11 protein-coding genes are annotated in these 12,804 nt (G+C 70.5%); 4 read left to right on the top strand and 7 right to left on the bottom strand.

The window, feature by feature from the left end:
- Window positions 1-288: 288 nt before the first annotated feature.
- Both IO30_RS0133105 and IO30_RS0133100 read right to left on the bottom strand, forming a co-directional pair.
- Window positions 289-1,224, bottom strand: coding sequence for a nitrilase-related carbon-nitrogen hydrolase (locus tag IO30_RS0133105; RefSeq protein ID WP_031149238.1), 936 nt, complete (start codon window positions 1,222-1,224; stop codon window positions 289-291).
- Entirely contained in the window at window positions 1,221-2,303 is a 1,083-nt protein-coding gene (locus IO30_RS0133100) for an agmatine deiminase family protein (RefSeq protein WP_078904893.1), read from the bottom strand. Before IO30_RS0133100 ends, IO30_RS0133105 begins: the two co-directional genes overlap by 4 nt.
- A 150-nt stretch (window positions 2,304-2,453) precedes the next feature.
- Between IO30_RS0133100 and IO30_RS0133095 the strand changes: the two genes are divergently transcribed.
- Window positions 2,454-3,035: a TetR/AcrR family transcriptional regulator gene (locus IO30_RS0133095; RefSeq protein ID WP_031149235.1), complete on the top strand. Its 582-nt coding sequence runs from the start codon at window positions 2,454-2,456 to the stop codon at window positions 3,033-3,035.
- A 113-nt stretch (window positions 3,036-3,148) separates the two neighbouring features.
- Here IO30_RS0133095 and gcl read toward each other — a convergent pair whose 3' ends face one another.
- On the bottom strand, window positions 3,149-4,936 hold the full coding sequence (gene gcl, locus IO30_RS0133090; RefSeq protein ID WP_031149233.1) for a glyoxylate carboligase: 1,788 nt from the start codon (window positions 4,934-4,936) through the stop codon (window positions 3,149-3,151).
- A 302-nt stretch (window positions 4,937-5,238) separates the two neighbouring features.
- Between gcl and IO30_RS0133085 the strand changes: the two genes are divergently transcribed.
- Both IO30_RS0133085 and IO30_RS0133080 read left to right on the top strand, forming a co-directional pair.
- A complete protein-coding gene (locus IO30_RS0133085; protein ID WP_237403392.1) occupies window positions 5,239-6,174 on the top strand; it encodes a hypothetical protein in 936 nt (311 codons plus the stop codon).
- A 55-nt stretch (window positions 6,175-6,229) separates the two neighbouring features.
- Window positions 6,230-6,718, top strand: coding sequence for a glutathione peroxidase (locus tag IO30_RS0133080; RefSeq protein WP_031149229.1), 489 nt, complete (start codon window positions 6,230-6,232; stop codon window positions 6,716-6,718).
- 37 nt (window positions 6,719-6,755) lie between these two features.
- Here IO30_RS0133080 and IO30_RS0133075 read toward each other — a convergent pair whose 3' ends face one another.
- A complete protein-coding gene (locus tag IO30_RS0133075; RefSeq protein WP_031149228.1) occupies window positions 6,756-8,456 on the bottom strand; it encodes an AMP-binding protein in 1,701 nt (566 codons plus the stop codon).
- 45 nt (window positions 8,457-8,501) lie between these two features.
- Entirely contained in the window at window positions 8,502-9,632 is a 1,131-nt protein-coding gene (locus IO30_RS0133070) for a winged helix DNA-binding domain-containing protein (RefSeq protein ID WP_031149226.1), read from the bottom strand.
- Between the two features lie 171 nt (window positions 9,633-9,803).
- Here IO30_RS0133070 and IO30_RS0133065 point away from each other — a divergent pair, with 171 nt between their 5' ends.
- Window positions 9,804-10,913, top strand: a complete 1,110-nt coding sequence (locus IO30_RS0133065; RefSeq protein ID WP_031149224.1) for a magnesium and cobalt transport protein CorA — start codon at window positions 9,804-9,806, stop codon at window positions 10,911-10,913.
- Window positions 10,914-11,244: 331 nt separating this feature from the next.
- Here IO30_RS0133065 and IO30_RS0133060 read toward each other — a convergent pair whose 3' ends face one another.
- Both IO30_RS0133060 and IO30_RS0133055 read right to left on the bottom strand, forming a co-directional pair.
- Window positions 11,245-12,132 carry a GNAT family N-acetyltransferase gene (locus IO30_RS0133060; protein ID WP_031149222.1) on the bottom strand — a complete coding sequence of 296 codons (888 nt, stop codon included), beginning with the start codon at window positions 12,130-12,132 and terminating at the stop codon, window positions 11,245-11,247.
- On the bottom strand, window positions 12,132-12,542 hold the full coding sequence (locus tag IO30_RS0133055; protein WP_031149220.1) for a hypothetical protein: 411 nt from the start codon (window positions 12,540-12,542) through the stop codon (window positions 12,132-12,134). The genes IO30_RS0133060 and IO30_RS0133055 overlap by 1 nt, the downstream gene beginning before the upstream one ends.
- Window positions 12,543-12,804: the final 262 nt, after the last annotated feature.

Genomic DNA, 12,804 nt, shown 5'->3' with positions numbered 1-12,804 from the left:
GGAGCCTCCTACTCCGCCCGGCGGTGCGAACGTCCTGTCGCGCCAGCCTCGCCCCGTCGGGCGGTCACAAACCAGAGCGCCGAGTCACGGACGGTCCCGTGACCCGGCGCTTTGTCGTTCCCCGCCCCATACCGTTGCGGAACTGCCGTTGCCCGCCCGGCGGACTCCGCGCCGGTCCCGCAGCTCGCGGTCGCGCAGCGGTCCGCGAAGGGCCTGCCCGGCGTGGCCTCGCCCACGGACGCCGCCCGCATCGACCGCCGCCGGGCCCCGCCCGCGGGCGGGAAGCCGCTAGGCGGTGATCGGTTCGGTGAGCTGTCCGTACAGCTCGGGGCGGCGGGTGCGGAGCAGGCCGAAGTCCAGCCAGTCGCGGCGCTGGTCGAGGTCGAGGTCGGCGACGAGGACGGCGGGGCGGTCGCGGGGCGCGCGCAGCATGACCCGCCCGTAGGGGTCGGAGATGAAGGAGGAGCCGTAGAAGGTGGAACGGCCCTCGGTCCCGACGCGGTTGGGCACGATCATGAACAGGGCGTTGGCCAGGCCGTTGGCGCTGATGGCGTGTTCCCACATCGGGCGGGTGTCGAAGTCGGGGAGGTCCACCTCGGAGCCGATGGCGGTGGGGTGGACGAGGATCTCGGCGCCGTGCAGGGCGTAGGCACGGGCGAGTTCGGGGAACCACTCGTCCCAGCAGGTGGGGAAGCCGAAGCGGGCGCCCTCGTGGGCGACGACCGGGAAGCCGCTGTCCCCCGGGCGGAAGCACAGGTCCTCGCGGTAGCCGGGGAAGGCGGGGATGTGGTTCTTGCGGGTCCGGGCGATGAGCGTGCCGTACGGGTCCACGCAGACGGCGGTGTTGTAGCCGAGGCCGCCGTCCCGGGCCCGTTCGTAGAGCGAGGCGTGGACGGTGATGCCGAGGCCGGTGGCGAGTTCGGCGGCGAGGCGGGCGGTGGGGCCGTCCTCGACGTCTTCGAGGTGCCGGGCGGCTCCGTCGGCCATCGGGTCGTCGGTGTTGCAGAAGTAGGGACTGCGGGTGAGCTCCGGCAGGCACACCACCCGGGCGCCCTCCGCGGCGGCCAGGGCCACGCCCTCGCGCAGCCGCTCGTCGTGCTCCTCCGCGTCGGGGTACCAGCGCATCTGGACGAGGCCGACGCGCAGGGAGCCCCGCTCGGCCGGCTCGGTGCGGGCCGGGGAGCCGAGGGGCGAACCGTAGGAGGTGAGGAGTTCGTAGCTCATGCGGTGGGGCCCTTCCGTGCCGTGGGGAGCTGCTGGGTGATGCAGTGGACCCCGCCGCCGCCGTACGCGAGTGCCGGGGTCGGTACGCCGACCACCTTGCGGCCGGGCAGGGCCGAAGCGATGGCGGCGAGGGCGGCCCCGTCGGCCCCGGAGCGGGTGTCGCCGCCCAGCGGGACCACGCAACCGCCGTTGGCCAGGTAGAAGTTGAGGTACCCGACCTCCACGGGTGTGCCCGCCACCTCGCCGTAGGTGGTCTGCGGGACGGTGACGACCTCCAGGGCGCGCCCGCGGGCGTCGGTGGAGGCCTCCAGGACGGCGAGGTTGGCGCGCATCCGGGCGTGGTCGGGGTGGGCGGGGTCCTCGGGGAGGGAGACGATCACCTTGGCGGGGGCGACGTAGGCGGCGACCCCGTCGACGTGGCCGTCGGTCTCGGTGTCCTCCAGGCCGCCGTAGGGCAGCCAGATGACCTTCTCGATGCCCAGGCGGCGGCCGAGTTCCTCCTCGATATCGGTGCGGCTCATCCGGGGGTTGCGGTTGGGGTGCAGCAGGCACTGCTCGGTGGTGATCAGCGTGCCTTCGCCGTCGACGGTGAGGGCGCCGCCCTCCAGGATCATCGACGAGTGGACGCGCGGGGTGCCGAGCCGGTCCAGGAGGAGGGAGGCGAGCTTGTCGTCGGCGGCCCAGGGGTAGTGCTTCTCGCCCCAGGCGTTGAACCGGAAGTCGACGCCGACCCGGGCGCCGTCCTCGTCGTAGGCGAAGATCGGGCCGGAGTCGCGCAGCCACGAGTCGTCCACCGGCAGCTCGATGACCTCTATGCCGTGACCGTCGGTGGCGCCGGCACCGGCACCGGCGCCGGCACACGCGGCGCGGGCCTCCTCGGCGCGGCCGGGTGCCGCGATCATGACGACGGGCTCGAAGGCGGAGATGGCCCGGGCCACGGCCGCGTACTCGCCGAGGGCCGCCTCGAAGGCGGGCCCCCACAGCTCGGCGCGGGTGGGCCAGACCATCAGGCAGGCCTCGTGTTCGGCCCACTCCGCGGGCATCCGCGCGGTCACGTTCGTCCTGCTCTTCGCAGTCATCAGGGGTGCTCCCTCGGTAGAGCATCCTGACTGAAATTTTAGTCAGGATGAACGAGACTGAAAAATCAGTCAGGCGGTCGGATGAGAGCTATCGTGGGACCTGACTGAAAGCTCAGTCAAGTGCTCATACGACGAAAGGTGCGGGCAAGAGTGGCCGACCGCCAGGCGTTGATCTTGGAAGCAGCCGTACGGGTCATCTCACGCAACGGCGTCAGAGGCCTGCGCGTCGAGGAGCTGGCGGCCGAGGCCGGCGTCTCCACGGCCTTGATCTACTACCACTTCAAGGACCGCGCCGGACTCGTCCAGCGCACCCTCGCCTTCATCAGCGACCGCGCCACCGGCTACACCGACGAGGCCCTGAAGGGCACCGAGGACGCCCGCGCCGTACTGCTCCAGCTGCTGCTCGGCGAACTCCAGGACACCCCCCGGGTCCGCGAGAACAGCACCGCCTGGGGCGAGTTGCGGGCCAGTGCCATCTTCGACACCGATCTGCGCGAGACCCTGGCCGAGTCCACCCGCTCCTGGTCCCAGGACACGGCGGACGCCATCTCGGACGCCCAGGCGGCGGGCCTCGCCGACCTGCACGTCACCCCCCTCGACGCGGCCGACCGGCTGACCGCCCTGGTGGAGGGCCTGAGCGAACGCTGGCTGAGCGGCTCCCTGACCCTGGAACGGGCGCGGGAGCTGCTGACCGGCGCGGTGGACGCGGAACTCGGCCCCCACCCCGGCTAGCAAGCCCCGGTCGGCGCCGCCCCGGGCATGCAGGACGGCCCCCGCCCCTCCTCGCGGAGGGAACGGGGGCCGTCGTCGTACCGCTGCGGGACCGTCGAGCGGTCCCGGCGCGGTCAGACCTTCAGGGGCTTGATCGCGGTGGGGGCGTGGCCGGACTCGGTGGCCAGCTCCTCGAACTCGGTGACGTCGCTCATGTCGACGGTCTTGCTCATCGAGATGTTGGTGATGCGCTCCAGGATGGCCTCGACGACGACCGGGACCTGGAATTCCTGGGCCAGCTTCTTGGCCTGCTCGAAGGCCTCGCCCAGCTTGTCCGGGTCGGTGACGCGGATGGCCTTGACGCCCAGGCCCTCGGCGACCTTGACGTGGTCGACACCGTAGACACCCAGCTCGGGGGTGTTGATGTTCTCGAATTCGAGGTTGACCTCGAAGTTGATGCCGAGACCGCCCTGCGCCTGACGGATCAGACCCAGGTAGGCGTTGTTCACCAGGACGTGGACGTAGGGGACCTTGTGCTGGGCGGCGACCGCCAGCTCCTCGATCATGAACTGGAAGTCGTAGTCGCCCGAGAGCGCGACGATCGGGGTCTCCGGCTCCGCGGTGGCGGCACCGATGGCGGCCGGGATGGTCCAGCCGAGCGGGCCGGCCTGGCCGCAGTTGATCCAGTTGCGCGGCCGGTAGACGTGCAGCATCTGCGCGCCGGCGATCTGGGAGAGGCCGATGGTGGTGACGTAGCGCGTCTCCGGGCCGAAGGCCTTGTTCATCTCCTCGTACACGCGCTGCGGCTTCATCGGGATGTTGTCGAAGTGCGTGCGGCGCTGCAGGGTGGCCTTGCGCTCCTGGCCCGAGGCGGCCCAGGCGGAGAAGTCCGGCAGCTTGCCCTCGGCCTTGAGCTCCTTGGCGACCTCGATGAACAGCTCGAGGGCGACCTTGGCGTCGGAGGCGATGCCGAAGTCCGGCGCGAAGATCTTGCCGATCTGGGTGGGCTCGATGTCGACGTGGACGAACTTGCGGTCACCGCGGTACGCGTCGAGGTTGTAGCCGGTGTGACGGTTGGCCCAGCGGTTGCCGATGCCGAGGACGAAGTCCGACTCCAGGAAGGTCGCGTTGCCGTAGCGGTGCGAGGTCTGGACGCCGACCATGCCCGCGCTCAGCTCGTGGTCGTCCGGGATGACGCCCCAGCCCATGAGGGTGGAGATGACCGGAACGCCGGTCAGCTCGGCGAACTCGACCAGCAGGTCGGAGGCGTCGGCGTTGATGATGCCGCCACCGGCGACGATCAGCGGACGCTCGGACTCCAGCAGGAACTGGATGGCCTTGGCGGCCTGGGCGCGGGAGGCCTGCGGCTTGTAGACCGGCAGCGGCTGGTAGGTCTCCGGGTCGAACTCGATCTCGGTCAGCTGGACGTCGATCGGGAGGTCGATCAGGACCGGGCCGGGGCGGCCGGAGCGCATCAGGTGGAAGGCCTCCTGGAACACGCCCGGGACCTGCGCGGCCTCCAGGACGGTCGTGGCCTTCTTGGTGACCGGCTTGGCGATCGAGGCGATGTCGACGGCCTGGAAGTCCTCCTTGTGGAGCTTCGAGACCGGAGCCTGACCGGTGATGCACAGGATCGGGATCGAGTCGGCGATCGCCGAGTACAGGCCGGTGATCATGTCGGTGCCGGCGGGGCCGGACGTACCGATGCAGACACCGATGTTGCCCGCCTTGGCACGCGTGTAGCCCTCGGCCATGTGCGAGGCACCCTCGACGTGGCGGGCCAGCGTGTGGTTGATGCCGCCCACGTTCTTGAGCTCGCGGTAGAACGGGTTGATCGCAGCGCCGGGCACGCCGAAGGCTTGCGAAACGCCCTCGAGCTTGAGGATCTCCACTGCAGCGGCGGCGGCTGTCATACGGGGCATCGAGTTCTCCTGCGGGTCCGACGGTCAGGCTTTTCCGTAATCCGGAAGTTTTGTTCTGCTATACGGAACAAGCTAAGCGGCAGTTTCGCGCACGTCAAGGCGCTTCAGCACCCCGGAACCCACCAAAAGCCGCTTCTCGCTTCGTGACTCGCACAAATTGGCCGCCCCTCTGGCCGGAATCCACGGGAATCCGAGGACTGACCGCCCCGGTGGTGGCCGGTGGTGGAGCATGGACCCACGCACGGCTACGGAGGGGTCCAGGTCTCATGGCGGAAGCGGTACCGGTGCGCTGCCCGGGGTGCATGCGCGAGAACAGCTACACCTCCCCGGTCTTCCCCTGCGCCTGCGGGAGCCCGGTGGTCCCGCCGCTGGACCTGACGGCCCCGCCGGAGCCGCTGACCCATCGCACCTGGTCGGACGCCTGGGTGACGGTGCGGTGCGCGAGCTGCGGGCGGGAGAGCGAGTGGCCGCATCCCGAGGTGGGGTGCGGGTCCTGCGGGACGGTGGTGCGACTCGCGGTCCATCCGCTGGAGCAGGACGAGCCGGAGCGGGCGGGACCGGAGCGTGCAGGTCGCGAGCAGCCGGGGTCAGGGCCGTCGGGTGCGCGGTCCGGATCGCAGCAGTCCGGTCCGTCGGGGGCCGGTCCTTGGACATCCGGTCCTTCGGCATCCGGTCCGTCCGGTCCGGAGCAGGGGGAGCACGGGGACGACACCGACGGCCTCCGGGACGAGCCGCCCGCGGGTACGGAGCGGGGCCTGCCCGGGGAGCCCGCGGCCGGTCCGGCCCGGCCGCCCGTGCGGCGCAGCCCGCGCCCCGGCCCCGTACCGCCGCCATCGGACCCCGCGGTGCCGCGGCCGCCGTTCCGCCCGGTGACCATCCGTACGGCCCGCGACGCCGTGGCCACGGCCGCGCTGTACCTGCGCTGGCTCGGCTTCCAGGATGTACGGCAGCCGGACGGGCGGCCGATCCCCTCCGCGGCCGTGGACCTGCGGGCTCCGGGCCTGGTCGCCCAGGTGGACCCGACCACCGCACCGGCCGGGCTGCGGGCGGTGGAATGCGTCTGGCTGAACGGACTCACAGCTTCCGCGACCAGCGTCTACTTCTCCCTCGCCGGATACACGGAGGACGCCCGCACCCGGGCGGACGACCTGGGCATACCGCTGTTCGTCATGGACCTCACCGGCATGCCGCTGCCGGTCAACGACCCGGCGGACGCACTGATCGGCACGGGGGCCTAGGCTCGGAGCGTTATCGCTACTTGTTAGCCGCCCTTCCTGCCGAGGAGAGCCCCCGATGAGCCTCTACGACATCCCGCTGACCACCCTGTCCGACGAGCCGACCAGCCTCGCGGCCCACAAGGGCAAGGCGATCCTGGTCGTGAACACCGCCTCGCAGTGCGGGCTCACCCCTCAGTACTCGGGGCTGGCCCGCCTGCAGTTCGCGTACGAGGCGAAGGGCTTCACCGTGATCGGCGTGCCCTGCAACCAGTTCGGCGGTCAGGAGCCCGGCAACGCCGACGACATCCAGACCTTCTGCGCGGCCGGCTTCGGCGTGACCTTCCCGATCCTGGAGAAGTCCGAGGTCAACGGGGAGAACCGGCACCCGCTGTACCAGGAGCTGGTGAAGACCCCGGACGCGGAGGGCGAGGCGGGGGACATCCTGTGGAACTTCGAGAAGTTCCTGATCTCCCCCGCCGGTGAGGTCGTGGCCCGCTTCCGCCCGCGCACCGAGCCCGAGTCCCCCGAGGTCATCGCCGCGATCGAGGCGCACCTGCCCGCGTAGCGCCCGGGGTCACCTCAGGCCGGTCACATCAGGCCGGTCACATCAGGTCGGCCTCCGCGTACTCCGCCGCCGAGCCGGCCGCGGTGAGGTCCCGCAGCTCCACCCGGCGGATCTTGCCGGACACGGTCTTCGGGAGCTCGCCGAACTCGATGCGGCGGATCCTCTTGTACGGGGACAGCACCGCGCGCGAGTGCTCGAACAGCGCCCGGGCCGTCTCCGGCCCGGGCTCCCAGCCGGCCGCCAGCGTCACGTACGCCTTGGGGACGGCGAGGCGCAGCGCGTCCGGGGCCGGGACGACGGCGGCCTCGGCGACGGCCTCGTGTTCCAGGAGGGCGCTCTCCAGCTCGAACGGGCTGATCTTGTAGTCGGAAGCCTTGAAGACGTCGTCGGCGCGGCCGATGTAGGTGAGGTAACCGTCGGCGTCGCGGGCGGCGATGTCGCCGGTGCGGTAGAGCCCGCCCGCCATGGCCTCGGCGGTGCGCTCCGGGTCGTCGCGGTATCCGGTCATCACCCCGGCGGGCCCGGTGCGCAGGTCCACGCAGAGTTCGCCCTCCTCGGGGGACTCCTTGCCGGTGACCGGGTCGAGGAGCACGATCTCGTAGCCGGGCGCCGGACGCCCCATGGAGCCGGGCTTGACCGGGACGCCGGGGAAGTTGCCGACCTGGAGGGTGGTCTCCGTCTGCCCGAAGCCGTCGCGGATGGTGATCCCCCAGGCCTCGCGGACCTTGTCGATGACCTCCGGGTTGAGCGGCTCCCCGGCGGCGACGGCCTCGCGCGGGGGCGTGGCCAGCTTGGTCAGGTCGGACTGGATCAGCATCCGCCACACGGTCGGCGGGGCGCAGAAGGTGGTCACGCCGTGCTTGTCCATCTCGGCCATGAGCCGCTCGGCGTCGAAGCGGGCGTAGTTGTGGACGAAGACGGTCGCGCCTGCGTTCCAGGGGGCGAAGACGTTGGACCAGGCGTGCTTGGCCCAGCCGGGCGAGGCGATGTTGAGGTGGACGTCGCCGGGGCGCAGGCCGAGCCAGTACATGGTGGACAGGTGCCCGACGGGGTACGAGGCGTGCGTGTGCTCGACGAGCTTGGGGCGGGCGGTGGTGCCGGAGGTGAAGTACAGCATCAGCGGGTCGGTGGCGAGGGTCTCGCCGTCGGGCGTGAAGTGGGCGTCGGCCGCGTACATGTCCTCCAGCCGCCGCCACCCGGCCGGGACCTCCGGTCCGGCGGCGATGCGGGTGTAGCCGCCGGGCACCTCGTCGAACTTGGCGGTGTCCTCGGCGCGCGCGATGACGTGGCGTACGTGACCGCGTTCGACCCGGTCGCGCAGGTCGGCCGCGCCGAGCAGCGGGGTGGCGGGGATGACCACGGCGCGCAGCTTCATCGCGGCGAGCATCACCTCCCACAGCTCCCGCTGGTTGCCGAGCATGACCAGGACCCGGTCGCCCGCGGCGACGCCCTGCCCGCGCAGCCAGTTGGCGGCCGCGTCGGACCGTACGGCCAGCTCCCCGAAGGACACGCTCCGGCTGGTGCCGTCCTCCTCGACGATGCGCAGGGCGTCGGCTCCGTTGCCGGTGGCGATGCGGTCGAACCAGTCCAGGGCCCAGTTGAAGCGGTGCGGCCGGGGCCAGGTGAATCCGGCGCGCGCGCCCTCGTAGTCGCCGCGGCGCTCCAGCAGGAAGTCCCGCGCGGCCAGGAACGCGTCGGCGGCGGTGTTGCGGGTGCTGTTCTGCGTGCTTTCGGTCATGCCAGGCATCGTGCCGTGTCCGGTGAAAGGACCACCAGAGCGGCGTCAGCCGTGGATTGACCCGAAGCGAACGGAGACCGTGCGGGCGGCACCTGCATCCGCGTCCGCGGTGTCGGACATGACTGCGGCCATCTGCTCCCCCTCGGCGGCGATCTCGTCCCTGCGCGCCTTGGTGACGCCACCGAAGAGCTCGACCGTCAGGGCGGCGCCGTCCAGCTTCCACAGCCCGGCGAGGAACCCGTCGACGAGCAGGGTGCAGTGGGCCTGGTTCCCCGTCCAGGTGCGGCCCTTGATCTCCGGCGGCACCACGCGGCTCCGGTCGGCGTGCGAGAGGAGGAGGTTGTCGAACTCGGGGAGGAAGCGCGGCGGCGCGGGCGTGTCGGCGTCGGGCCGGGGCGCACCGGGGAGGTCGAAGAGCTCGACCCCGCCCTCGTCCTGGAAGACGGCCAGGCCCGGACGCAGCCGCTCGAAGGCCTCCCGCAGCCGGGTCAGACCGGCCCAGACCTGCATGTCCTTGACGGAGGCGGGCCCGAAGGCGGCGAGGTAGCGCAGCACGACCTCGTCCACGGGCTGTGCCTGCCCGGCGCTCGTCCCCAGCCACTGCTCGACGGTGGTCAGCCGGACCTGCCCGCTGCGGCCCCACACCCCGCGGGGCGTCACCTGGACGAGCGGCAGCCGGCAGCGAGCCGCGACGGAGAGGGACTGCGGGTCGGCCTCGGGCCACTCCTTGAGCAGCTCCTCGCGGATCTCCCCCATGGTGCGCGGCGCACTCTCGACGAAGGCGCGGGCCCGCTCGGCGAGCTGGTCGAGGTCCACCCCGGGCAGGCCCTTGCGGAAGTAGCCGATCTCGCGGTCGCGGGCAGGCTGGACGAAGGGGCGCAGGGTGAGGGCGTCCCGGGCGGTGTGGGTGTGAATGGTGGAGCGCATGGTGACCATCCGGACCACCTCGCGGGACTCCATGAGCCCGGCCAGCTCGGCGGGCCGGAATCCGGCGAGGCGGGCATGGAGCTGGAAGTAGGGCGGCTTCACGTTCTGCGCCTGGAGCCCGAGGAGGTGTTCCACGGCGTCGCGCGCGGACATCTCGGCGCGGCTGAGGAGCAGCTGGCGGGCGAGCGTGGCACGGTTCAGTGCGCGGGTGCCGAGTACGGGATGCGGGTGCGTCGTCCTGGAGGCCATGACAGCAACCTAACCGTCCCTTGCGGACATCTTCTGTCCTCAAGGGCCACGCACGGCGCGAAGTCCGCGCCGGGGACCGGGGAAGTCGGCCGACCCCGCTCCGATGCCCCTTTCTCCCGTATATCCTGCACCTTGCCCGTAAACATACGTTCGACCGGGAGCTGACCTGCGATGTCGGAGCGTCCAGACCGCCGCCCCTCGCCGCCCGACCGCCACCCGGGCCCCGCATCCCCGGCCGGGGCCGCCGCGCAGGCGAACCACCGCAGCGTGATCGACTCCGCCGTCTACCGCGACGGCCGCCGGGTCGCCTCCCCCTCCACCCTGGCCGACACCTTCCGGCAGCTGCGCGGCGAACCCGACGGCATGGCCTGGATCGGCCTGCACCGGCCCACCAAGCCCGAACTGCACTCCCTGGCCGGTGAGTTCAACCTCCACGAACTCGCCGTCGAGGACGCCCTGGAGGCCCATCAGCGTCCCAAGCTCGAACGCTACGGAGACACCCTCTTCGTCGTCCTGCGCGCGGCCCGCTACCTCGACGCGCAGGAGGAGGTCGAGTTCAGCGAGCTCCACATCTTCGTCGGCCCGGACTTCCTGATCACCGTCCGCCACGGCGGCGCCCCGGACCTCTCCAGCGTCCGACGCCGCATGGAGCAGACCCCGGAACTCCTGCGCCTGGGCCCGGAGGCCGCCCTGTACGCCATCCTCGACGCGGTGGTCGACGGCTACGCACCGGTCGTGGAGGGAGTCCAGACGGACATCGACGAGATCGAGACCGAGGTCTTCCGCGGTGACCCGGCGGTCTCCCGCCGCATCTACGAACTCTCCCGCGAAATGGTCGAGTTCCAGCGCGCGACCCGCCCCCTGGTCGGCATGCTCCACGCCCTGATGGCCGGCTTCGCCAAGTACGGCACGGACGAGGAGCTCCAGCGCTACCTCCGCGACGTGGCGGACCACGTCACCCACACCAGCGAACGCGTGGACGGCTTCCGCCAGGCCCTGACGGAAATCCTGACGGTCAACGCCACCCTGGTCTCCCAACAACAGAACGCCGAGATGCGCGCCTTGGCGGAAGCAGGCTTCGAACAGAACGAGGAGATCAAGAAGATCTCCTCGTGGGCCGCCATCCTGTTTGCACCCACGCTGGTGGGAACGATCTACGGCATGAACTTCGAGACCATGCCGGAGCTGCGGTGGGCGGCAGGCTACCCCTTCGCAATCCTGCTGATGGCAGCGGTCTGCGTCAGCCTCTACGTCATCTTCAAGAAGCGCGACTGGCTGTAGACCGCACAGCAGAACCACTGATCAACTTAGCTCCTGCGAACGCACGGGAGTGGCTCTCAGGACCCCCTGGGGAGAATCTGGGGAGAATCCGCAGCCCGCCCATGCCTGGCGCTCCCCAGCGCCTTGGGGCTGGCTGCCCCACACCGCCGATCACCTTCGACTGCACGCAGTCGCGGACGGTAACGAAAGCGGGTGGCACAGCATCCGCTGTGCCACCCGTTCATCACGCCGCGATCGGGCCTCCTCCGACCTCTCGGCACCAGTACGTCTTGCCTCCCAGAGCCAGCGGCCGAGGCCGGTCCCTTGGGGGTGATGGTCCCTGAACTGCGGGTCAGCTGACCCAGATGCCCTCGGGCGAGAGCCGACGTGCAAGACTCCGGCCTGCGTCACTGATTGGGCTTGACCAGGACACGTCTGCAACCTGACAGCCGAAGTCGTCCGCGAGCGCGTGTACAAGCGTGGCACCGACACCCTGGCGGCGGTAGGCATCCGCCACCCAGACCAGGTCGATGCGCGGGCGCATGGTGTCGTCCTCGTCCCCGTACCGTGACCCGTCGATCAGATTCCAGCTGCGGTGCTCGTTGAAGTCGTGGGCGGTCAGGTAGCCAATGACGCAACCGTTCGCCTGCAGCAGGTACGCCCGCACATTGTCCGGGGTCACCTCGGGCTCGCTAACGTGGGACCACGAGGGGAAGTCGTAGTGGTTCTCCCTCTGCGGCATCCGCGCGACCTTGTATGCCAGTTTCCTCCACGCGATGGGTGACTGCGTCGTCACGACGGCCAGGTCGCTCCACCATTCGAGGTTCTTGGGCGCACGGATACCGAACGCCCACGCCACATGGTGGGCGTTGTGCACCTTTCCGTCGTCCGAGAGGTCTTTCAGGCTCATGCCGCAGGGACAGGCGCTGCCGGTCGGCGTCTCCGCAGAGCGGAACTGCACGGGTGTCGCGCCGTAACTGAGGTCCTGGTCTCTACCGCCCACCCAGGGCCGGAAGGGGGCATCGTCCGCCTCGACATACCCGGTCCACCGGTCCACCCACCCAGGATGCTGCGCGGGGAACATCTCCCGGATCTGCTTCTGAGCGGACGGCAGCGTCGGGCGGACCCACACACTTCCAGCAGTCGCCCGGCCGTTGAGGCGCACTCCGTACTTCTTGGCCTTGCCCCGTAGAAACTTCAGGAACGCGTGGGGCGGCGCGTCAAAGTCGATGCCTCGCATCAGCTCCCGCTCGCCGGGAGCGAGCCAGTCATCGACTGGAAGCGCCAGTCGGCGAGCGCGTGGAGCTCGCTGTAGTCGTGGTCGATCTCGGCTAAGCGCAGCGCCTCGACCACAGCTTCGACCTGCGGGAACTGAACATGCAAGGTGACCCAGCGCGGGCCGCCCACGAACCAGAGCTCGCCCGGGTAGCCGTCGCACCGGATGCGCTCGATACAGGCGCCGCGTGCCCGTTCGACGGCCTCCTCGTAGGCGGCGGGCAGCTCAAAGTCGTACCCCCGCGAGGTCAGGGCATCGACGTACCCATCGCGATCGAGCTCGACCTTGGCATACCAGCGGAAGGCCCGAACGCCGATCCTCCGGGAGCTCGGGTCGCGTCGATCAGGGTCGAGGTAGATAGTTCGCTCGGTCATCCGCTCTGCTCCGCAGCCTTTAGCCGGATCGGTCAGCACCGATCATTCCGGCCGCCGCAGGCCCCGGGAAGAGCACTATCAGACGAGGGCCGGGCTCATCTCCCTGGTTCTGGGCGGCCCTATCTACGGCCAGGAAACTGTTGGCGGCCGAGGATCGCCCCGACCAGGCAGAAGTGACGGCAGGACTGGAACATTGCTGCGTGCAGGCGGCCGCCGTCGGCACTGGATCTCAGATGGACTGTGAGACCGCCCCATGTAGCCA

The sequence above is a fragment of the Streptomyces xanthophaeus genome, assembly GCF_000725805.1.
GTDB classification, from domain to species: domain Bacteria; phylum Actinomycetota; class Actinomycetes; order Streptomycetales; family Streptomycetaceae; genus Streptomyces; species Streptomyces xanthophaeus.
Note: the sequence above shows the minus strand (reverse complement) of the source record. Positions and strands in the feature narration are given on the sequence as shown.

Bases quoted from the DNA above. Each gene is read 5' to 3' on its own strand.
- IO30_RS0133105 (WP_031149238.1), bottom strand. From the start codon at position 1,224: ATGAGCTACGAACTCCTCACCTCCTACGGTTCGCCCCTCGGCTCCCCG.
- IO30_RS0133100 (WP_078904893.1), bottom strand. From the start codon at position 2,303: ATGACTGCGAAGAGCAGGACGAACGTGACCGCGCGGATGCCCGCGGAG.
- gcl (WP_031149233.1), bottom strand. From the start codon at position 4,936: ATGCCCCGTATGACAGCCGCCGCCGCTGCAGTGGAGATCCTCAAGCTC.
- IO30_RS0133085 (WP_237403392.1), top strand. From the start codon at position 5,239: ATGCGCGAGAACAGCTACACCTCCCCGGTCTTCCCCTGCGCCTGCGGG.
- IO30_RS0133080 (WP_031149229.1), top strand. From the start codon at position 6,230: ATGAGCCTCTACGACATCCCGCTGACCACCCTGTCCGACGAGCCGACC.
- IO30_RS0133075 (WP_031149228.1), bottom strand. From the start codon at position 8,456: ATGACCGAAAGCACGCAGAACAGCACCCGCAACACCGCCGCCGACGCG.
- IO30_RS0133070 (WP_031149226.1), bottom strand. From the start codon at position 9,632: ATGGCCTCCAGGACGACGCACCCGCATCCCGTACTCGGCACCCGCGCA.
- IO30_RS0133065 (WP_031149224.1), top strand. From the start codon at position 9,804: ATGTCGGAGCGTCCAGACCGCCGCCCCTCGCCGCCCGACCGCCACCCG.
- IO30_RS0133060 (WP_031149222.1), bottom strand. From the start codon at position 12,132: ATGCGAGGCATCGACTTTGACGCGCCGCCCCACGCGTTCCTGAAGTTT.
- IO30_RS0133055 (WP_031149220.1), bottom strand. From the start codon at position 12,542: ATGACCGAGCGAACTATCTACCTCGACCCTGATCGACGCGACCCGAGC.